17 protein-coding genes are annotated in these 19,983 nt (G+C 49.5%); 13 read left to right on the forward strand and 4 right to left on the reverse strand.

Going from position 1 to position 19,983, the window contains the following annotated elements; genetic code table 11:
* Positions 1–12: 12 nt before the first annotated feature.
* From ACJJI1_RS18110 to murI, 3 genes are all read right to left on the reverse strand, one after another.
* Complete coding sequence (locus ACJJI1_RS18110; protein ID WP_444957512.1) at positions 13–3,471, reverse strand: UvrD-helicase domain-containing protein; 3,459 nt, start codon at positions 3,469–3,471, stop codon at positions 13–15.
* Positions 3,468–6,167, reverse strand: coding sequence for a PD-(D/E)XK nuclease family protein (locus ACJJI1_RS18115; RefSeq protein ID WP_444957513.1), 2,700 nt, complete (start codon positions 6,165–6,167; stop codon positions 3,468–3,470). The genes ACJJI1_RS18110 and ACJJI1_RS18115 overlap by 4 nt, the downstream gene beginning before the upstream one ends.
* A gap of 98 nt (positions 6,168–6,265) precedes the next feature.
* Entirely contained in the window at positions 6,266–7,099 is an 834-nt protein-coding gene (murI, locus tag ACJJI1_RS18120; RefSeq protein ID WP_444957514.1) for a glutamate racemase, read from the reverse strand.
* Positions 7,100–7,254: 155 nt separating this feature from the next.
* Between murI and ACJJI1_RS18125 the strand changes: the two genes are divergently transcribed.
* From ACJJI1_RS18125 to ACJJI1_RS18170, 10 genes are all read left to right on the forward strand, one after another.
* Positions 7,255–8,733 carry a DNA recombination protein RmuC gene (locus ACJJI1_RS18125; RefSeq protein ID WP_444957515.1) on the forward strand — a complete coding sequence of 493 codons (1,479 nt, stop codon included), beginning with the start codon at positions 7,255–7,257 and terminating at the stop codon, positions 8,731–8,733.
* A gap of 6 nt (positions 8,734–8,739) precedes the next feature.
* On the forward strand, positions 8,740–9,669 hold the full coding sequence (locus ACJJI1_RS18130; protein WP_413665599.1) for an AEC family transporter: 930 nt from the start codon (positions 8,740–8,742) through the stop codon (positions 9,667–9,669).
* Positions 9,669–10,133 carry a DUF2489 domain-containing protein gene (locus ACJJI1_RS18135; RefSeq protein ID WP_413665600.1) on the forward strand — a complete coding sequence of 155 codons (465 nt, stop codon included), beginning with the start codon at positions 9,669–9,671 and terminating at the stop codon, positions 10,131–10,133. The genes ACJJI1_RS18130 and ACJJI1_RS18135 overlap by 1 nt, the downstream gene beginning before the upstream one ends.
* A gap of 555 nt (positions 10,134–10,688) precedes the next feature.
* Complete coding sequence (locus tag ACJJI1_RS18140; RefSeq protein WP_444957516.1) at positions 10,689–11,243, forward strand: hypothetical protein; 555 nt, start codon at positions 10,689–10,691, stop codon at positions 11,241–11,243.
* A 264-nt stretch (positions 11,244–11,507) separates the two neighbouring features.
* The gene (locus ACJJI1_RS18145) at positions 11,508–12,014 is read left to right on the forward strand and encodes a DUF3592 domain-containing protein (protein WP_444957517.1); all 507 of its coding nucleotides are present in this window, start codon (positions 11,508–11,510) and stop codon (positions 12,012–12,014) included.
* Positions 12,015–12,340: 326 nt separating this feature from the next.
* Positions 12,341–12,796 (forward strand): hypothetical protein, encoded by a 456-nt coding sequence (locus ACJJI1_RS18150; protein WP_444897112.1) that lies wholly within the window; start codon positions 12,341–12,343, stop codon positions 12,794–12,796.
* Between the two features lie 98 nt (positions 12,797–12,894).
* Positions 12,895–13,317 carry a hypothetical protein gene (locus ACJJI1_RS18155; protein WP_444897113.1) on the forward strand — a complete coding sequence of 141 codons (423 nt, stop codon included), beginning with the start codon at positions 12,895–12,897 and terminating at the stop codon, positions 13,315–13,317.
* Between the two features lie 93 nt (positions 13,318–13,410).
* On the forward strand, positions 13,411–13,917 hold the full coding sequence (locus tag ACJJI1_RS18160) for a hypothetical protein (RefSeq protein WP_444941898.1): 507 nt from the start codon (positions 13,411–13,413) through the stop codon (positions 13,915–13,917).
* A 940-nt stretch (positions 13,918–14,857) separates the two neighbouring features.
* Positions 14,858–15,397, forward strand: coding sequence for a hypothetical protein (locus tag ACJJI1_RS18165; protein ID WP_444957518.1), 540 nt, complete (start codon positions 14,858–14,860; stop codon positions 15,395–15,397).
* A gap of 138 nt (positions 15,398–15,535) precedes the next feature.
* The gene (locus ACJJI1_RS18170) at positions 15,536–16,009 is read left to right on the forward strand and encodes a hypothetical protein (protein ID WP_444957519.1); all 474 of its coding nucleotides are present in this window, start codon (positions 15,536–15,538) and stop codon (positions 16,007–16,009) included.
* Positions 16,010–16,446: 437 nt separating this feature from the next.
* Here ACJJI1_RS18170 and ACJJI1_RS18175 read toward each other — a convergent pair whose 3' ends face one another.
* Positions 16,447–17,133, reverse strand: a complete 687-nt coding sequence (locus ACJJI1_RS18175; RefSeq protein WP_444957520.1) for a sterol desaturase family protein — start codon at positions 17,131–17,133, stop codon at positions 16,447–16,449.
* 176 nt (positions 17,134–17,309) lie between these two features.
* Here ACJJI1_RS18175 and ACJJI1_RS18180 point away from each other — a divergent pair, with 176 nt between their 5' ends.
* From ACJJI1_RS18180 to ACJJI1_RS18190, 3 genes are all read left to right on the forward strand, one after another.
* Positions 17,310–18,164 (forward strand): LysR family transcriptional regulator, encoded by an 855-nt coding sequence (locus ACJJI1_RS18180; protein WP_444957521.1) that lies wholly within the window; start codon positions 17,310–17,312, stop codon positions 18,162–18,164.
* Between the two features lie 211 nt (positions 18,165–18,375).
* Positions 18,376–19,023: a signal peptidase I gene (lepB, locus tag ACJJI1_RS18185; protein WP_444897118.1), complete on the forward strand. Its 648-nt coding sequence runs from the start codon at positions 18,376–18,378 to the stop codon at positions 19,021–19,023.
* Between the two features lie 127 nt (positions 19,024–19,150).
* Positions 19,151–19,954: an amidohydrolase family protein gene (locus ACJJI1_RS18190; protein ID WP_444957522.1), complete on the forward strand. Its 804-nt coding sequence runs from the start codon at positions 19,151–19,153 to the stop codon at positions 19,952–19,954.
* Positions 19,955–19,983 lie beyond the last annotated feature (29 nt).

Consider the following 19,983-nt stretch of genomic DNA (forward strand, 5'->3'; position numbering starts at 1 on the left):
GTCAGGCTCTTCCTAACCCAACTCCACCAACCTCTGCATCAACGGAAAATACAGCGCACACCGAATATTCCGCTCCCCCCGCGCATAAAAGAGCTTGCGGTAATTCTCCAGCTGATTCCGGTACTGCTCCAGCTGAGCCGCAATAAACTCTTCCTGGCTTTCCTCACCACTGGGCTCTGCGGTTTTGTAGTCGACAATCCAGCGGGTGCCTTCGTTATCGATAAAGGTGCGGTCCACAATGGAGCGTCTTAATTGTCGGCCGCCGCTGTGGAGTTCCAGTTCGCAGGCAGATTCCCTTAGTGAGCCATCCAATAGCCAACGGCCGGTGGGGCAGTTGAGGCTGTTGCGTACGGCGATTTCCACTTTCTCGGCGGCGCGGTCCAGGTTGGTGGCGGATAGCCCCAATTGTTTTAGGCGCAGTTCCCATAGGGGGCGTTGAGCTTCCAGTTTGCTGGGCGTCCAGTCGTTGATATTGGTCTCGGCAATGGTGGCGAGGGTTTCGTGGGCTACGGTGCCGGCGTGTTTGAGCCAGCGCAAGGCTACCTGGCCCAGTTCGGGAATATTGTCTTCTTCCTCTGTTTTGGGTTGGTAGTCTGGCATGCGGTATTGGGCCAGCCATTCCTGCCGGGGCATGGCTTGGGGTTGCCATTGGTTGGGCAGGCGTAACAGGTAGTCGTGATCTCTGCTGGCTTCTTCCTGGTTTAGCAGGGCTTCTTCTGCTTCCAGCCAGTGACACCAGTCGCTTTCCTGGTGGTGCAAAACACTGGGCCAGATACCGGCGAGTAGGGCGGCGCTGCCGGGGGCTTTTAGGTGGCCCTTTTTATCATCCCGGTTGATGCAGGCTAAAAGATGGAGCGAGCGGATGGCACGGGTGCAGCCTACATACAATAGGCGGGTGCCTTCCAGGCGTTCGCGCTCGCTGTTGTCGTGTTTCAGGTATTCAAATACCGGGTCGCGGCCGCCGCGCGCATTTTTGGGGGCGAGCAAGAAGCGGCTTTCGCCTTCCCGGTTGAGCCATTCGCTCCAGCGCAGCAGTTGGTCGCTGCCGGGTTTGCCGCCTTGGTCCAGGCCTGGGATCAATACGTGTTCGAACTCCAGCCCTTTGGATTTGTGAATGGTCATCACCTGCACTTTGGCATCCTGGGCGGGGCGGGCGTAGAGCTGTTCCAGGGCCAAGGTGAACTGTTGCCAGTCGGTAATGGCGCCACCGGTATCGAAGGCTTCTAATAATTGCAGAAAATCCTGCACATTATTTAAGTCAGATTTTTGCGCTACGGTGGCGGGGCCGCCCAGTTCCAGCCAAAGGCCTTCAATCCAGGTGCGCAGGGGTTTGCGGCCGCGCTGTTGCCAGGCGAGCAGCAGTTTGGGAGCCACTTGGGCCAGGCGTGTGCGCCCTTCATCGCTGAGCAGGGCGATATCGTCTACTTCCTGCAAGGCCATTAATAGTGGGCGTGCGCTGGTATCGGTTACGGTGATATCCCCATTGCCCCAGTTGGCCAGGGTGTAAAGGTCTGGCAGTTGCAGTCCGCACCAGGGGGCGCGGAGTACGGCCAGCCAGCTGATTCGGTCGCTGGGGTCGAGTAGGGCGCGGGTGAGACTGAGTAAATCCAACACCACCATTTTACTGGCGAGCGGCGCCAGCTCTGGGGCCTGGAAGGCGACATTGGCAGTACTTAGGGCCGGCAAAATCTTTTGTAGATGTTTTTTCTTGCGCACCAGAATAGCGATGCGGCTCTCCGGATCTTGCGCTTGTAATTGCTGCACCAGTTCAACCGCTTGAGTGGCTTCGCGGTTGCGGTCTTCGTCATCGATGCAGCCGTAAAAATTGACCGAGGGCTCGGCCCATTTGCTGCCTTTAAAAGCTTCGGATTGCAGATAGCGCACGGCGCCGCGCCCGATATTGTCTGCTTGCGGAAAGGCTCTCTGGAAAGTCTCGTTGACCCAGTTCACCACCGCACTTTCGGAGCGGAAATTTACTTGTAGGTCGAGGGCTTCCAGGGGTACTTCACCGATACCGCGTTCGCGCGCATCCAGGAAAATACCCACGTTGGCATTGCGGAAGCCGTAACAGGATTGCATGCCGTCACCGACAATAAATAAGGTGCGGCCGTCTCCCTGCTGCCAGCCGGCAGTGAGTTTTTCCAGCAGTTGTAGCTGGGTGTGGGAGGTGTCCTGGAACTCGTCCACCAGAATATGTTGGGTTTGCAGGTCCAGCTTCAGGGCCAGGTCTGTGGGGTTATCGCTATCGCCCAGGGCGATCAGTGCGGCCTGGGCCACTTCCGTATAGTCGGTGGCGCCCAGCTGCTGGAAAACCAACTTTAATTCTGCGACCAATTTGGGCAGTACCTGGGCGAGCCCTTGCAGCAGTTGCCACTGGCTCTGTTGCAGTCCGCTGGGGAGCTTGCCCACTTCCCGCAGTGCGGAGAGCAGCGGTTCGTTGCCGGCTAGTTCTGCCAGCAGGTCTTTCATGCGCTGCTTGTATTCTTCGGCGATGGGGCGCTCGGGATCTTTTTTATCCGGCAAGCCAAAACCGAGTTTTTTATTGATGCCGCCGCCTTTGCGCAGATCACCTGTGGTGGTGAGGAGCAGGCTGCCGAGGGCGAGCCAGGCGGGCAGGCCGCTGCTGTCCGTGCTGGGGAAATCGTCCAGTTCGGCGAAGAGGCAGAGGCCGTGGCTGGGGTTTTCCTTTTGTAAATTGCTGCCGGCATAACTGGCCAGCTCCAGCAGTTCCCCGGCGTAACTGCCGAGGGCTGTGGAGAGGTCTTGCAGCTTTTCTGCCACCAGTTCGTCGATAACAAAATGGAAATAGTCCTGGGCGCCGTCAAAGTTGACACTCAAAAGTGGGCCGAGCCATTGCTCGCGCTTGTCCAACAAAATTCGCAGCAGTTTATTGAGCTGGCCCAGGTCGTTGTCCAGGTGGAGCAGTAGTTGCTGTAGGTCTGAGTCTGGGGTTTCGCCATCGAGGTGTTTGAGCAGGTTCACTACGGCCAGTTCGAAGGCAATTTGGGTGCGCTCCAGGGGTTCACCCGGTGCGCCCAGGCCGCTTTCGATCGGCAGTTGGCTGGCGAGGCTGCGGCAGAGGCCGTCGATGGTTTGAATACGCAGGCGCTGGGGCGTTTGCAGCAGTTCCCATTCCAGTTCGCGATCCCGTTCCAGCAGGGCGCGGGCCAAATCCCAGGTGATGGCATCGTGGGGGTTGTCTGGCCGGGCTTGGTCGCGGGCGCTGTGCAGGGCGTCGATCAGGCGCTCGCGCATTTCACCGGCGGCTTTGCGAGTGAAGGTAATGGCCAACACTTCTTCCGGCTGCTGGCAGGCGGCGAGCAACTTTAATACGCGCTGGGTGAGCAGGCCGGTTTTACCGGAGCCCGCCGGGGCGGACACGGCAAAACTACGACTGATATCCAGGGCTTGGCTACGGGCGTCGGCATCGATGGGTCGGCGCAGGGCGGGAGTGGTCACGACTTCGTTCATTCGGTTATTTGCTCCCTTTCCGGCCAGCGGTTTAGGGGCCAGAGTTCACTGTTGTTATCGGTGGAGCGATCAAAGGCGAGGGTGGCTACACCACTGCGATATTCGGTGGCGAGGGATTCCAGGCTGTAGCGCCAGTGCTCCACCAGATTGCTCCAGGTGCCGTAAGGGGATTCTTTTTCAGTATCGCCCACGGCTTTAATGCCGGTGATGGGGTGCTCCAGATCTCCGCAGCCATTCCATTTGCAGTCGCCGTTGCGCACCTGGCCGAAGGCGATGGCGTGGGCGTCCGGTTGGAATAGGGCGTAGAGCGGCAGCTGGGGTTCGCGGATACGCTGGGTAAGCCAGTCGCGAATACTGGGGACGCCAGTTTTGTAATCGATTACCAATTGTTCGCCGCTGGCGAGTTGGTCCAATCGGTCCAGGCGCAGGTTAAAGTGCAGCCCGCCGATTTCGACGGCTTGTTCCCATTCGACTTTTTCTACGGAGAAATTGGGCCTGTCCAGTTCGACGGATAGCCATTGTTGCAGCAGGCGCTCCAGGCGCTGCTTTTCCATGGCCCAAAATCCGATCGGCAGGTGATTGTATTTTTTGCGCACACTGCCGAGGGAGCGCTCCACCGCGCGTTCGATTTGCGCTTGGCGTTGCTCGTCGTCCATAGCTTGCAGTTGTGCGAGGGTGCCGCACTGTTGCCAGAATTCCGCTAGCACCTGGTGCACCACATTGCCGCGCTCGGCGGGGCCGAGGCCGATATCCGGTTGGGTAAAATTGCTGGCGCCGAGGCGGAAGCGCAACTGCGCATTTAATGGGGAGAGGGCCTGGGCCTTGAGCACCGAGGCACCGCCGCGCACCCGTTCGCATTCGGCGGGGGTGAGTGACGGTAGCTTTTTGTCTTCGATTTTTTCCAGCTGACAGGCTTGCGCCAGTTGGCTGTAGTGATTGTGCAGGGCGCCTTCGGCAATGTGCTGGGCTTGTTGTGGGCTGTCAAACAAGCTGCTCAGTCCCTGCTGCACACCGTCTTCTTCACAGGTGTAACTCACGACGATATCGCCGCTGGCATTCTGCAGGTCGGCGGTGAGTTCGCGGGCCAGTTCCAATTCCCGCTCGGCGCTGGCGCGGGGCATCTTCCAGTGTTTTTGCCATTGTATTGGCAGCAGCGGATTGGGTGCCGGTGCCGGCGGCCATTGCTGTTGGCCGAAGCCGACCAGTCGCAGGTGATCGAAGGCAAGGCCGCCGGCTTCCAGTACCCCGAGAATTTGCAGGGGGCCATCGCGGGTTTCCGCCTGGAAGGGGGTGCGGCTGGCAATTTGACGCAGCAATTGCAGGGCCTGGGTGAGAGTAAGGTTGCCACCGCAGGCACTGAGTGCGGCGAACTCCTCCAGGATGGATTCCCACTGCATCAGCTGCTGGTATTCCTGGCTGTCCGGGTTGCGGTTGCCGGGCCAATTTAATGCTGTCAGTGTTTCGGAAAAACGCGCGGCCCAAATTTCAGCGGGCGCTCGCTGCCAGCGCCGGGCGCGTTCGGCCATTTGTTCCAGCTGGCGGGGCAGTTGCGGTGATTCCAAGTGGAGGTCTTCTGCGCTGCGCTCGGCCCAGTAGCGCAGGGTTGCGCCGTCGATGCGTCGCAGTTCCAGTTTTTGTAAGCGGCGGAACAGGGCACTGCGTAGCCAGGTTTCACTGTCGTCACCCCAGAAGGGGCTGAACAGGATATTTTGCAATTGGGGGTAATCCCATTCGTCTTGCAGTAGCGATAGCAATTGTAGGGCGGCGCTGCCGACCGGTGTCTGTGCCAGGGGCGTACCGGCGGAGAAGTTAAACGGCAGTGTGTAGCGCGGTTGCTGCGGGTCCAGGTATTGGGGTTCGAGCACGCGGGAAAATATCGCTTCCACCTGAGCGCGGCACTGGCCCAGATTATTCACCACTATGCCAACGCTGTGGCCGGGGTTTTCGGCGAGCTTTTGTCCGGCCCAAAGAGCTGCTTGGTAGAGCTCTTCATCCAAATCGGCGCAGGCGGATACGGATAGTTCACTCTGCTGGGTGAGTCCCGGCCTTTCATTTACAGCTGCGGCACCTGCGTGAATCAGGGCATTGGCGAGGGGCGAAATCTGGGCAAAGCCGGCGGTATCAATTTGCGCGACGGGTTCCAGAACGCCTTCCTGGAATGCGCGCAGGATCAATTGATCGCGCTGGTCTGGCGTGATGGCGCTGTGGGCCTGAAGCTCCGTGGCAAAGGCCTTGATCATGGCGCACAGCGGCAGTTCGTCGCTGCGCATAGAGAGTGCGAACTGTTCCAGTAGGGGAGTTAGCGCTTCATCTATTTGCGAGAGATCGGAAATCAGCTGCCATTGGAGTAGCTGCGCCAGGGCGCTATCGGCATCCCGGCACAACTGCTGGCTGTTGAGCAGTTGCCGGTCCAGGGATTCATCCAGGGCGCGCTGCCAGAGTAATTGCCGTTGCTCGCGATTCAATACCTGTTGCAAGGCGGGCTGCCAGTTGCGCTGTTGCAGTTGGAACCAGAGCTTGTCCAGCCAGCTGCGCAAGGATTCCACCGGCGGCGGCATCCAGCAGGCACCGGGCGACTGCTGCGCGGCAAACACTTGTTGGCAGCGGTTGCGCAAGCGGTTGTTGGGGGTGAGCAGCAGTCCGCCAGGGGGCAGCTGCGCAAATATTTCGAGAGCGGGAAATGCCGGCTTCAGCATGAATTCGGGTACCGGTTAGGGCTTGTTATTCGGGGAACGGTCGCGGTTTGTGACGGAGCTGTCAACCCAAGTGCGCAGTTCTCATCATTTTGGCGATCTTAGGTGTTGGGTTCGAGGGGTTCGGCAACTGGAGCAAACTCGCGGAAGGCCCGTTCTATATTGCCGGTTAAATCCACAGTGCTGGTGATCAGGCGGCCAGTGTTTGGGGCATCCGGCAGCATCAGCTCAAGTTCTTCCAGCCACCAGCGCACGCGCCGGGCGATGGCTTCACCGGAATCCAGCCATTGGATTGAGCGTGGGGCGAACTGGTCCAGTTCTTCCCGCAGCAGGGGAAAGTGAGTGCAGGCTAATACGGCAATATCCACTTGGTCGCCACCGGCGGTGTGGAATACGCGGTGTAATACCGGCTCCAAATCCTCCGCGGTGATAGCTTCGCCGCGCAGTTTGCTTTCCGCCAGATGCACCAACTCCGGTGCGGGCACATTAATTACCCGGTTGCCGTTGGCAAATTGCTCAATAAGCTCGCGGGTGTAGCGGCGATTGACGGTGCCTTCGGTGGCAATTAGGGCAATAGTGCGGGAACGGCTGGCGGCAGCGGCGGGTTTCACCGCGGGCACAACGCCGACTACGGGTTTCTTCAGGGATTCGCGAAGTTGGGGCAAGGCCAGGGTGCTGGCGGTGTTACAGCCCACCACTAAAATATCGGCCCCGCAGTGCTGCATCATGGCCTGAGCCTGCTGGACGATCCGCGGGCGTAGCTCCTCTTCGCTTTTATTGCCGTAGGGATAAAAGCCGTTGTCCACACCCAGGTGTAAGGTCAGGCCCGGCATCAGGCGGCGGATCTCCCGCGCAATGCTGACGGCGCCCACGCCGGAATCAAAGATCAGGGCGCTGGGGGCAGGGCTATCTGGGTGGGCGCTGTGTTTGTGCATGCGTTCTGGAGTACCAACATCGAAACCAATCCTCCAAGAATACCTAAAACCCCGTAAAAATTCCCGCTGGGTCTTCTCGGGCGCAAACCTATCCCTTGATACTGAGGTTATCGGCCGGGCTGGCGCGGGGTACTTTCCAGAGGCAAGCTGGTAGAATGGCGCCTTCGCCTGGGCTATTTCCCGGGCAGGCTAGTGGGCGAGGCCCCTGGCAAAATCCTGATTTATCCATCTCTTTCCAGGTCTGGGAGTACCACTCTATGCCAGCGTTCCCGCTGCAATTGAATGCCGATCACGCGGTGATGGCGGCTGTTGCCATCTTGTTTCTGTTGGGTTTGGTGTTTTGGTTGGCGCGAGCCAGTAGCCGCCGCGCTTTACTGCAGAGCGAAGCCGCTTTGCAGGTGGCTCAGGCGCGTATCGAAAGCAGCCGCGAGCGGGAGTCCCAACTTGGGGTTGAGGTGGAATCCCTGCGTACCGAGTTGGCGGACAAGTTGCAACAGCTCACGCGAAGCCAGGTGTTGGTAGAAAAAGGGGAGGCGGCTCTGGCGGAGCAGCGCAAGCTGATGGAGCAAATGCGTATTGCCATGGGTGAGCAGTTCGAGAATCTGGCCAACCGGATTTTTGAAGAGAAGCAGCAGAGCTTCGTGCGCCGCAGTGAGGACAGTTTGCGCAAAAGTCTCGATCCGTTGGAGCGTCAGCTGGGGGATTTCCGCAAGCGAGTAGAGCATGTCTACGATCGCGAAAATGCCGAGCGCAACAGTCTGCTTGGGCAGATTAAAGCGTTGCGCGAGCAAACCCAGCGCATCAGTGATGAGGCCCTGAACCTGACTTCGGCCCTGAAAGGAGATCGCAAGATCCAGGGTAACTGGGGTGAAGTAGTGCTGGAGCGCTTGCTGGAGGAGTCCGGCTTGCAGAAGGGTCGCGAGTACGAAACCCAGGTAACCCTGACGAGCGATGGCCGCAGGCGCCAGCCGGATGTGATTGTGCGCCTGCCGGAAAACAAAGACCTGATTATCGATTCCAAGGTCTCCCTGGTGGACTACGAGCGCTACAGCTCGGCGGAAACCGATGAGGAGCGCACCCAAGCCCTGAAACAGCATGTGAATTCCCTACGCGCCCATATCACCGGCCTTAACAAGAAAGCCTACGAGCAGCTGGAGGGTGTGCGCACCCTGGATTTCGTCTTTATTTTCGTGCCTATTGAGGCTGCGTATATGTTGGCGATGCAGGCGGACCCGGACCTGTTCCGTTTCGCTTATGAGAAGCAAATTGTCCTGGTGAGCCCCACCAGCCTGATGGCGACCCTGCGCACCGTCGAGAATATCTGGCGCTACGAGAAACAAAACAAGAACGCGGAAAAAATCGCTGACGAAGCCGGCAAGCTGCACGATCAGTTTGCTATGGTGCTGGAGTCACTGGACGTTCTTGGTGACCGCTTACGCCAAGCGGATGACGCCTACCAGCAGACCTACAAGCGACTGGCAACAGGGCGTGGTAATGCGGTGAAGCGTATTGATAGTCTGCGTAAGCTTGGTGCTAAAACCCGTAAACAAATATCCGCCCAGCTCCGTGACAGGGCTGAGGATTCAGGACAAATGGCGCTTCCTCAGGAAGAGGGAGTTGCTGCGGAAGACTAATTCCCTATGGAAAATATTTCCTTTGCTCTGCTAGTTACAGGCCCGATCTTTTTGATGATTATCGGTGGATACTTGCTTACCAGGCAGGGCATGTTGCATAAATCCTTTATCGACGACGCAACGGTGCTGGTTTTCAACGTGATGCTGCCTGCACTGTTGTTCGATAGTATTTATTCATCGAATGCAAAACCCTCAGAAGAGATTCCCCTTTTAACAGCGGGAATTTTGGGTACTTTCGCGATAATCCCCATATCTTGGCTGATGGCTCGGCCCATTACTGTTAAGGATCGCAGTGCGTTTATCCAGGGGGCATTTCGTGGAAACGTTGCCATTGTGGGGCTCGCCTGGGTTGAGAAGGCGTTTGGTGAGTCGGGCGTTTCTCACTCGGCAGTGCTTGTTGCAGCGTTGACGATTCAGTTCAATGTGTTCGCCGTAATACTTTTTGTTTTTTACAACGAAGAGAAGAAATTCAGCCTGGGCTTGTTGCTGAAGGAGTTGGCAAAGAACCCATTAATCATCGGGGTATTCCTGGCAATTTTGTGCCGGGTGCTGGATATCAAAGTGCCACAAATGGTGCTTGATACCGTTAAAATACTGGGCTCTGCAAGTTTACCAATGGGGCTGATTTGCATTGGTGCGAGTATGAAGCTAGGCCAGCTACTGCGTAGCTCGCCAACAGCGCTGACCTCCTCAGTGCTCAAGTTATTAGGAGTACCAATACTCTCAGTGCTGATTGGTTGGGCCCTGGGTATGAGTCCGACCTATTTGGGCTATTTAATGCTGATCACTGGCTCGCCTTGCGCTATATCGGCCTTTGTGATGGCTCATACCATGGGTGGTAATAGCCAATTGGCGGCCAATATTGTTGGTCTTAGTACAGTGCTCTCTGTTATTTCGGCCAGCATCGGGCTGGCGTTACTTAAGGTGTATATTTAATGACTGTGTTTCCTACTTGGCTGCTGATTGTTGCGGCTTTAGTTATCTTCTCCCTGGCGATTGTAGCTGGCTACTATCTGCGCAAATTATCGATTGCACAGAAGAAGCAGGCCGCGCAGCTAGCTGAGTTAGAACAGGCCGCAGAGGATCAGCGACAAAGAGTAAATGACAGTATTCAGATTATTGCTCGCACGCTATTGGATGATGGAGTCGGGCTTACCGAAGCGTCGATTCGTATTCGCGTTCTTTTGGATGCACTTCAGGTAGAAGATAAAGTGCGTGAAGAGTTTGTGGCCTTTTACACCATCGCAGAGAAAACCAGTCATATCCCAATTCTCAAAGACTGGAAAGAGTTGCCGCGTAAAGAACAGTTCAAATATGAGTTGGAGATGGCGCAAGTAGAGGCGGACTATAAGGATTTTGCGATGGATGCTGCCAAGCGGATTTTGGGGCGTTCTTTTTGAATCCGGAAACTGACTCATTAGACTTGATTATTTATGCATGTTTCAACGAGCAGAAATCTGCTCGTTGAAATTAGGTGACGCATTCCCACTTAACCACTCTTTAGTCAGCACTAGATTATTTTTTTATAAATTATCTTATTAGAAAAACTATTTCCTAGTTAATCCGCCAAACTTTAGCTGTAAGCGCCAGCTCCTGCCGCATCTCTTATTTTTATAAGTTGACATAAAGCTTGGTTTTTAGCCTAATCCTCCCAAGATGTCTAAAGTCAAAACCAGCTTCATCTGGTTGCACTGTTTTGAAATTAGCTAACTCATTGATTTTCAATGAAGTTTGCAGGTTTTCTAAGGTGGGGGAAGTGGATAGATGTCTAGACGTTGTTATCTATTTATCCTGTGACTCTATCGTCAATATCTTCTATTTATTAAAGCCTCAAATTTCTGAGGCTTTAATAGATTTGAGCTGTAGGGCGTGATGATATCTGAATGCCCATATAATTCTATCGGTGGGTGCGGTTATTGAAAAGTACGTGGTCGAAGTTTTAAGTTAAATGTCAAATGAATAAAGTTATTAAGAATATATTTCTATTCTGCCTGTGTATACCGGGGGTAGGTTTTTCTCAATCAAGTGAAGATTTGGCTCGAGAAATATTTATCGATGATGTCGCCAAAAAAGAATCTGCAGACCTCAAAGAACTCTTCGATGAACAAAGAGAGGACTTTATAAAGTTATATGAGCCTCTCTATGGGGTTAGTGAAGTGTCGCCGGAAATTGTTGCCATGGAAGAACAGTTGTACATGGATGTGGTGTCTTCCAATGTATTTAAGTTCGACCCCAAGGAGCTTGAGGAATTACTGGTTAATAATATTGTTTCAATGCTCACTTTTGAAGAGTTGCTGGAGTTAAGGGAGATTAATCAAAGGCCAGTTTTTAAAAAGCTAGATCGTATAAATGAAGTGACGATGAAAGCAACACAGCTGCATATGGATGCGTGGCAAAAAGATAATTTAAGGTTAATAGAGTACTTCGTGGAAAGGAATGAAAGGAAGTTGATGAGATTGGAGGAGTTAATAGAACTTCGCAAGAAGGATAGAGGCAAGTCCGGATTATAACAGGGTAGAGCATTTTGAGTGCTCAGGCTAATGGTGCAGCGTGAGTTTGATCGCTGGTGGTTGATTATCTTCCGCAAAAGTCAACAATTTCTCAAATGTAATTCGGCTTCCCAATTTGGGAGGGCCGTGATTGATAATGTATCGGTTGTGAGCCTTGTTGTAGGATGTCAAATATATGTTTTGCATTGTAGATTCAATGCAATTGGCACGCATAAAGTTTCCAGAATAGACCGCCGCTGCTCACGATATTAGGAGCATAAATTAATGATCTTTAAAGCTATACAATTACTTATTCCTGCGGTTATGATTTTATTTGGGTTTTTCCAGACGATTGTATATCTGAGGATGCGCAAAACATTCGGCAATTGGCCTGTGGTAGTTGGAGAGATCACTCACTCCCGATTGCTGAATCAATTGGATTCCAATGGAAAAAAGGTAACTGAAGCAATAATTGCCTTCAATTATAAATTTAGAGGAAGAGAGTATAAATCCGAAATGCCAGTTTTGCGAGGTTATGACCTGTTTCCGAGTTTGGAATATGAATCTTACCTTACCAAAAAATACCGGCCAGGAGATATTGTTGACGCTCGGGTTAACCCAAAAGTCAGTGGTCTTGCATATTTAGAGGTGGCACCGTTCAGTCGACTAAGTGCCATTTTGGTGCCTTTGTTGCCAGTTTTGGGTGTTGCTCTAATTGTTTTATTTAAGAGTAGCTATTTCGTAGATTTGTACGGATATTTATTGTTGCAGTATGATTTAGCGATGTACTAGTTGCGAATTCGCTAAGAAAAGTTACATCTTGAGTGCCTGATCTTTAAATCAATTTGGGATGCTGCGTTGAGATAGTCGGGGCGGTTGGTTTTTTGTAAGCGCCTGAGGTCGGTTTTATGTGTAGTTCGTGTGAGCATCCTGTTTTTCCTAAAGCTAGATTTATGCTTCCAGTTTTTTTCAAGGAATGTATGTGTTGTTAAGTAGGGGGCTGGAAATGCTGTAAAGAGCTATTTGGAGAGTCGATGTGCAATGTTTATGATTTAGAGGGTATCTTTCGGGTCGATTGTAATATATCCAAAACCCCGGCCACCCTCATATAGAGTGTTATGGTTGCTACCGTATTTAGTATGAGAAAAATTGAAAATTACACTATTCAAGAGTTACAAGAAGCCATTGATGGAATGGACCAGGGAAAATATCCAGAAAGGCATGGTAATCTGAAAGCTGAACTTTCTAAGAAAAAGATGGAAGTCCAAGAGCTGAATAATAGGATTGCAGGGCTGTCAGGATCAATTCCCCGGCAAGGAGCGATTGAGGAAAGCCGGAATCAATTTACGTTTAAACGTTGCTTTTTAGCATGCTGTTGCAGTATCGGGTTATTATGGTTGGTTCTCGGAGTTCTTGGTTTTTTTGGCTTTGGAACTGTCACTGCAAACGGTGAGCAGGTGCAGGGTGTTAGCGCATTAGTTACCTCAGTGCTGGGTGGCGGCATGAGCTGCTTAATGGTAGGTACCGTAGTTTGGCTGGGTGAGAAGGCCCTACGAGTTTTTGAAGATGCATAAAAGTTAGGCAGCTGAAGTGGTAATTCGTTAAGCTTTAACAGAAAAAACTGACATTGAAGTGAAAGTATTGGGTATGTTAGCGAGTTAGGTAAAAAATAGTGAAGATAGAAGTAAGGCAAATGTTTCGGTCAAATGGATTGATTGATGATCTTGTCTTAAGTGCGAAGTCAGAAGATTACTTGCTGTTCGCTGATGCTGTTGGAAAAGCCATTGGGGAAAATGAGTCAGTGCTAGTGATATCTGAGTCAGAAATATCAATCGAGATTATTTGTGATGAGACAAAAGAGGAGCTTTTCACGGCTCTTCAGAACAAAGCTAACGATTACTTTTCAATGGATGATTGGAATAGCCGGAATATTTTAAGGGTGTACGGAAGTGCTGGCATCCTTGCTAGCTTTCAGCGGTTTCTGGTCAAGCTAGCTGGGCGTGGCCCAGGTTACAGCTATATTAGTGAATACTCAGAGGATTATAGTTACTCAATTTTTTCACCTGAGTGGAGGCTTCACATAGAACCCTCTTGAAGATCAATACACTTTACATTTGTAGCCTGATAGTTTATGCCGTATTGTGCTACTTCTCTGTAAAGGGTGGTTGAGGTGTTGTGAGTGAATTAAGTGATGACTGCTATTTTTTTTGGGATGGTTTTATTTGTTCTTCTTATCTTGGGGCTGCTTGGAGTCATTTTCTTGATTCCATTGTGGGTAAAGATGTCAACCGAGTCAGAAGGAGATCCGAATCATATTTATAGTATTTTTTGGGATGAGGCTGGCTTTCAAGGAGACAAAATTATATCAGCTTCAGGGTGCCTTTTTCCGTTCCTGATTTTGGCTAGCCCCAATCTCGATGTTGAGGGGTTGGTTTTTTGTGTTGCCGTTTCTGTAATTTTTGGGCTATATCATTCATCTGTTTATAGAGGTTATGCAGTAATTACTAGGAAAATGAAATGGGCTGCGTTAGTAGCTCTATGTATGCTTGCTGCAGTCGGCTTTCTTGTAAGATTTCAAATCTTATCTGATTTTTATATGGTTTTCTGTATTGCTTCAACAGGTGCTGCTTGGGGTGGTTATGCGGTCTATAGGCGGGCTTATCTAATACGTACTGAAAGATTGGCTAGCAGATAAATTACATAAAGTTAAATGGTTTTATATGCTAAATGGCAATACTTGCTATTGATTATGCCATTAGTAATGGATTGGGAAGTTTAGAGTTGGCGCTTAGAGATCATGAGGAGGCAAATTTCATTCGTTACATATAGGCCCTAGACTACTTTATGTTTCTGAGGGGCAGGCTGTTATCGTGCTAGGTTGGTCGCACAAGTTAGCCTTTGGATGTTAAAGCATCCGATTGATATGTCTTACTCATAAAGCAAGCCTGCGGCTGAATACCTTTCCTGCAAAACTATGTCTGCACACGAAAATTTCAATGATTTTGGGATGGGCCAGAGTTATGAGTATACCACCAAAGCCCCTCTATTTATTGTGTTCGTAGTAGCATGATCGAAGCATTTTGATTGCTTTGCAAGCCGGCTCCACGAGTTCTCAGTTGATCAGTTGGTCTATCAGGCGTACGATTGATTTCGACGGACATCAGAAGAGTTTTAATTTTTATGTTTCTTGCACTCTTGCTTATTTTGTTAAGGAATGATCAATAGAGCGGGTGTGGGGGCGATGAATGATGCCTAGATATGTTAAGCTGCTTAGCTTAGAGGAACTTGAGCAGCTTTCAACTGAGAGACTTCTTGCCTACCTTCGTAAGCTCCATCAATGTGAAGACTCAGTTGACGCTTCCGATTTTTGCGAGAGTGAGGCTCATATGCCGGGAGTGGTATTTTTTAAAGAATCAGATCAGTGGCGGAGCCAATACAAGTTAGTAAAAGAAATTTTATCGGCAAGGCCCCATATTGATAAGGTGATAAGAGTAAATGGCTAATGGATTTAGGTGCCGAACTGCAGGGTTGAGTCAACTACCGCTGTAAACTTAATCTCTCAAGGGGGGAGTGGAGCTAAAGGCCCTTAGCTGTATTTGCTTGATAAAGAGTTGTGTAGAAATGGAGTGCTATACGTGACAGATGAAGAGTTAATAACATTTATAGGCAAGAGTGTTGTTAATAACTGGGAATATATTGTAAGTATTTATTTTGCGTTACTAAGTGGCGGGGTTGCGTTATCCTGGATGATTTCCAATCTGATCCACAAAAAGGAAATTAAAGTCCTACAGTTAGAGATTACCCATCAAAAAGAAAGGTTTTCTCAATTTGAGTCAATTATGGAGCAGCGGATAGCATCCATCCAGTCAGAGGCTGAAATGCTGCAAAGGAAGATCAGCTTTGCTAGCCCGGCAGTTCCTGCGGCAATGCCACTGAGTGATCCCTTTGCTGATATTGAGCAGAGCGTTAGTCCTGATGTTGATTGTTTAGAATCTATGCAAAGACGGGATATTGAATATCTGGATATCCCTGCGCCTTTGAAGCGGTCAGCTCCACTTGAAGTTCGAGAGAAGGGCTTGGAGAAAGGGGATGTATCTGATTATAAGATGTTGTCCTTATTGGATAAAACTGATGCTGTTAATAGGACCCTCCGGGAAATAGAAGTTCCCTCTTAAGCCCTTACTTTGCTGGTTGGCAGCTTCATTCGTTCTGTTGGTATTTTTTGGGGGTGGCTGCCACTACTGATACCGGTTTTGGGCATGTATAATTGGTGGATGCCTTTAGTAAGTAACGGAATGATTTGAGAGGGATGTATGGAAAAAATTTATAGAAATGGACTCAGTTCACGTGAGTCTGCCAAAAAAATCTTAACTGTCAATCTTGGTGTTATAGGTATTGCATTACTAGTTGCTCTTATCTTTACGCGCATGTTTGGCTCTTCAGCCGAGAGCGGTGAGTCAGATCTTACCTTTTGGACTTTTGTGATTTTAGGTTCTTTAGGTGTTATCGTTTATATATACCTTTCTTTGATACGATTACTTCCACTTGCAGAAATTAATGGGAATACACTAACGGTTTATACCGGAGTCTTTATAAAGAAGACTATAGACCTTGATAAGGTAGAGAAAATAACGTTTCAATATAGTTCAGAAAAAGATCAAAGGATGAAGGTTAAGTATCCGCGAAAAATTGCAGAAGAGTTTACGATCAAGCAGTCAAATTGTTCAGTTAAGCAACTTTCCGAGTTTATTACCAATCGCTTTGATGTGAATGTTGCCTATACATAGTGGTACGAGCTTCTATGGTCTCTCTATTGCTGTATAAGCCTACAAGGCGGAACACCTTTTGGTGAGGTGTTCTGTCCAGTGTAGGAGCAACTCAATGCTTAATTATCACAGCTCTTAGTTTCTCAGAATTTATTGTTGAATTTCTTGGCTGGTATAAGAATGCCGGCCAAGTCAACGCTGTATAATGCGATTGTCCTTTTGGTATTTATGGCTCCCTTTTGTTTGGTACGGATGTGCTGTAAATAGAGTAATCAGTTTTAGTGGTGCGTTGTCCTGGGAAAAAGTTTGATCTCAAGGCCTTCCATGAGGAGTTTCTAAGTTTTGGTAATGCGCCAGTGCCAATTGTCCGAGAGTTAATGCTGGTAAGATTACAGGAAGAAGATCAAGATCAAAGGCAGAACCTAGTGCGTAATAAGGTACAAGTAATCTACAAACTATCAGTCGCGAAAGTCGTCAAAGGAATCCTGCGGCTCCCAATAGAAAGTGCCTAATAAAAGGTCGAATAGCGGAAAAGTTAAATTGAAATTATAAACTTTCATTAGTTTACGGTGATGATGAATTCTGTGTAAATGGGCTAACTCACGAAACACAGGCACTTTATGAAACCAGTGACTCTTGGGTTGGTGATAGCCGATATGCATTAGCTCATAAGCCAGGTGATTTAATATCATGGTTGCCGCTGTGATATATCCCATATTACCTGAAGCCACCCAGGATAGAAAAAAAACACAAAGTGGTGCCAGAAAAAAAGTGATAACAGCTGTTAGATAGATTGGAAACAGTACTATACGCCAATCACGAGTTGATTCAAAAGACAGCAAAGGTGCAGAAAAGAAACTGTGGTGATCGCCAGTATGCCTCTTGTAAAACAGTTTGGTAAATCTCAACTTATTATGCCCAGACCAGCGATGGGCGGCATACTCTACAGCGTTGTAAGCAAGAATTCCCAGTGGAATTATTAGCAGTTCATGCGCCCTCAGCTCACTTATCTGAAAAATACAGTAAGTAGCACCGATTAGGCTGATCAGTAGAATACTCCCTAAATGGAACCAGCCGCTATAGTGGCTATGGGCATAGGCTCTATATTGCTCTCTGAAAGCCGCCGTATCATGCATGTTCGACATATTTCACCTGACTTTTTATAGTATTTACGGTTTTTCATGCTGTTGACGATAAATATAATTAGGGACATTATGTATCGTCTAATAAATAATTATTAAATGCATTATTCATCAGGTTGATAATGTCTACGCATCTTAGATCACTGGATTTAAATCTGCTTCCCGTTTTTGAAGCACTTATGATTGAACGAAACCTGACCAGAGCCGCAGTGAAACTGCATATGAGCCAACCGGCCGTCAGTGCTGCCCTCAAGCGGTTGAGAGCTACTTATGAAGATGAGCTTTTTATACGGACCGCTAAGGGATTGCGCCCCACTGAACGCGCACTGGTACTGCACCCCTCTATTCACCAGGCACTCAACACCGTCCGTTCAGGCTTCCAGCAAATGTCTTTTGATTACCGGAAAGCAGAGCAGGAATTCTCCATCGTTATGCCCGATGTGGTGGAAACTCTGATGATCCCCGGCTTCTGCAAATGGCTTCGAGAATTTGCACCCGGCATAAGGCTTACTGTACTCCCCGATGAGTCAGAAATGACAGCCAGAATGGTGAGTAATGGGGAAGTAGACCTAATTATTGACTACCTACCTGTCAATTCCCCCAGCTATGTTAACCAGCCTATCGCAGAAGAAGAGCTTGTGATTATTGTCAGCAAACATAATAAAAATGTGGGTGAGACAATCAGTGAAAAAAAATTCCAATCGCTGCCACAAGTATCCCTATTAAGAGGAAACCCTATGGGCTCTCCAATGGAAAGGCTAGCCAGGCCCAGAAAGTTACAGCGTAATATTTGTTTACGAGTCCCGCACCTCTCGTCTTTCCCCTATGTGGTTTGCACAACCGATTTAATTGGCGTTGTACCAGCAAGAATGATGATTTCAAGCTATTATAAAGAGCTTCCCATACGTATGCTCAAACTGCCAATGGCATTTCCAAAGGTAGTACTTCAGCTCACCTGGCATAAGTCGCAGACAACAAACCCAGCTCATCGATGGCTAAGGGAAAAAATTTTGGAGCTTTATCCGAGTTTATAAACGCTGTGTAATACGAGTACCCTTTGATATTTATGGCTCCCTTTTTTAGTACGGATGTGCTGCAAATAGGGTAATCCTTTTCGAACGTTCTGATAAGGATAATGTCCCACCTAATGAAAGCTAAAGGCTGATTTTTTAGTTTTCAGAGGTTCTGTTATTTCTGAGTGATCAGTTTTAAGTGGTGCGTTGCCCTGGGAAAGGAGTTTAGGGAATGAGCAGGTTTAGTTTTAAGGGTGCGGTAAGAAACAACCGCGGTGCAATATTGTTTCTATTTCTTATGTACTTTTTCAAGTCAGCGTATGCCGATTGGTCTCCAGTACCAAGTGGGTCTATGGAGCCTACTATTCATCCTGGTGACTTTTTGTGGGTAGATAAGACGAGCTATGGGCCAACTTTATTTTTCTTTAATAAGCAGGTTGCACAATGGGGGAACCCTTCTAGGGGAGATGTTATTACCTTTTTGCCACCTCACACTGATCAACTATATGTGAAGCGTGTAATAGGCGTCCCTGGTGATAGCTTACGTATTGAAGGGGTGAATGTGTTTGTTAATGGGGCTCAGCTTGAGTATCGCCTGGAAAGTGGGGTGGGTTCGGACATCCTGGGTAGGGAAGTCATTGATGGCAGGGAACATCAGTTCAAGCTTAGTGGTAATAAGAAATTGCCATACATTGGGAAGACTATTGAGATCCCAGAAGGTAAGTACTTTGTCATGGGAGATCATCGCAACGATAGCTTGGATTCGAGATATTGGGGTTTGGTTGATCGTGATAGGGTTATGGGCAAAGTTACATCTTTAGCGTTTTCCTTCTCTAAGGAGAGAGATTTCTTTAGTAGTGTGGCGATGCCTCTCAAGTAGGTAGTCAATAACATTTCTTTAAAAGGGTGTAGCTGTTCACTGGCAATACTTGTGTTACCAGAGAATAGAGGGGGGATAAGTACTTCTCCTTCCCGGTTAAGGATTTCAATAGCAGGGAGTTGCTAGCATGAAAGTGATTGATGTTTGGGCCCAGCATCCTACAGAACGTTTTCTTGCTGAACCTTTCTTTGACACTTTGAAGCGCTGGATGGGGCAGGATTTTAAAGAAGTGCCCCTTGAGTGGACCCTGTCAGCTATGGATATGGCAGATGTGTCCAAGGCATTGATTTCTGCTTGGCATGGGCCGAGCGGAGCCTTGATAAGCAATGATGAAGTACTGGATCTTACTTTAACTCATCCTGACAGGTTTTGCGGTCTGGCATCAGTGGACTTGCGAAAGCCAGTAGAGGCTGTGCAAACCCTGCGCAAGTACGTTTTGGAACATGACTTTAAAGGGCTGCGTATTGTGCAGTGGCTCTGGGAGTTGCCTTGTACTCACCCTTTGTATTATCCGCTATATGCGGCTTGTGTTGAGCTGGATGTGCCAGTTTGTTTGCAAGTGGGTCTTACCGGGCCGTTGCGCAGCTCTGATTCTGGCCGTCCTGCTCATATTGAGCGGATTGCTCTCGATTTTCCGGATCTAAAGATTGTCTGCGGCCATATTGGGTACCCTTGGCACAATGAAATGATCGCTTTTGCGACCAAGTTTCCCAATGTCTACATAGATACTTCTGCTTATAAGCCAAAAAGATACCCCCGCGAGTTGGTTTCATTTATCAAGTCTCACGGTAAGAATAAGGTGATGTTCGGGACTAATTATCCCATGCTGACACCGGAGATGTGTTTAAAGGAAATGCACCTTCTGGAGTTGGGGAGTGAGGTTGCCGAGCTCTTCTTATATAAGAATGCTGAAAGGGTGTTTCAGCTTTAATAAGCTGTCACCATTGTTAGTCGATTGCA

The sequence above is a fragment of the Microbulbifer maximicatervae (SeqCode) genome (genome assembly GCF_052467065.1).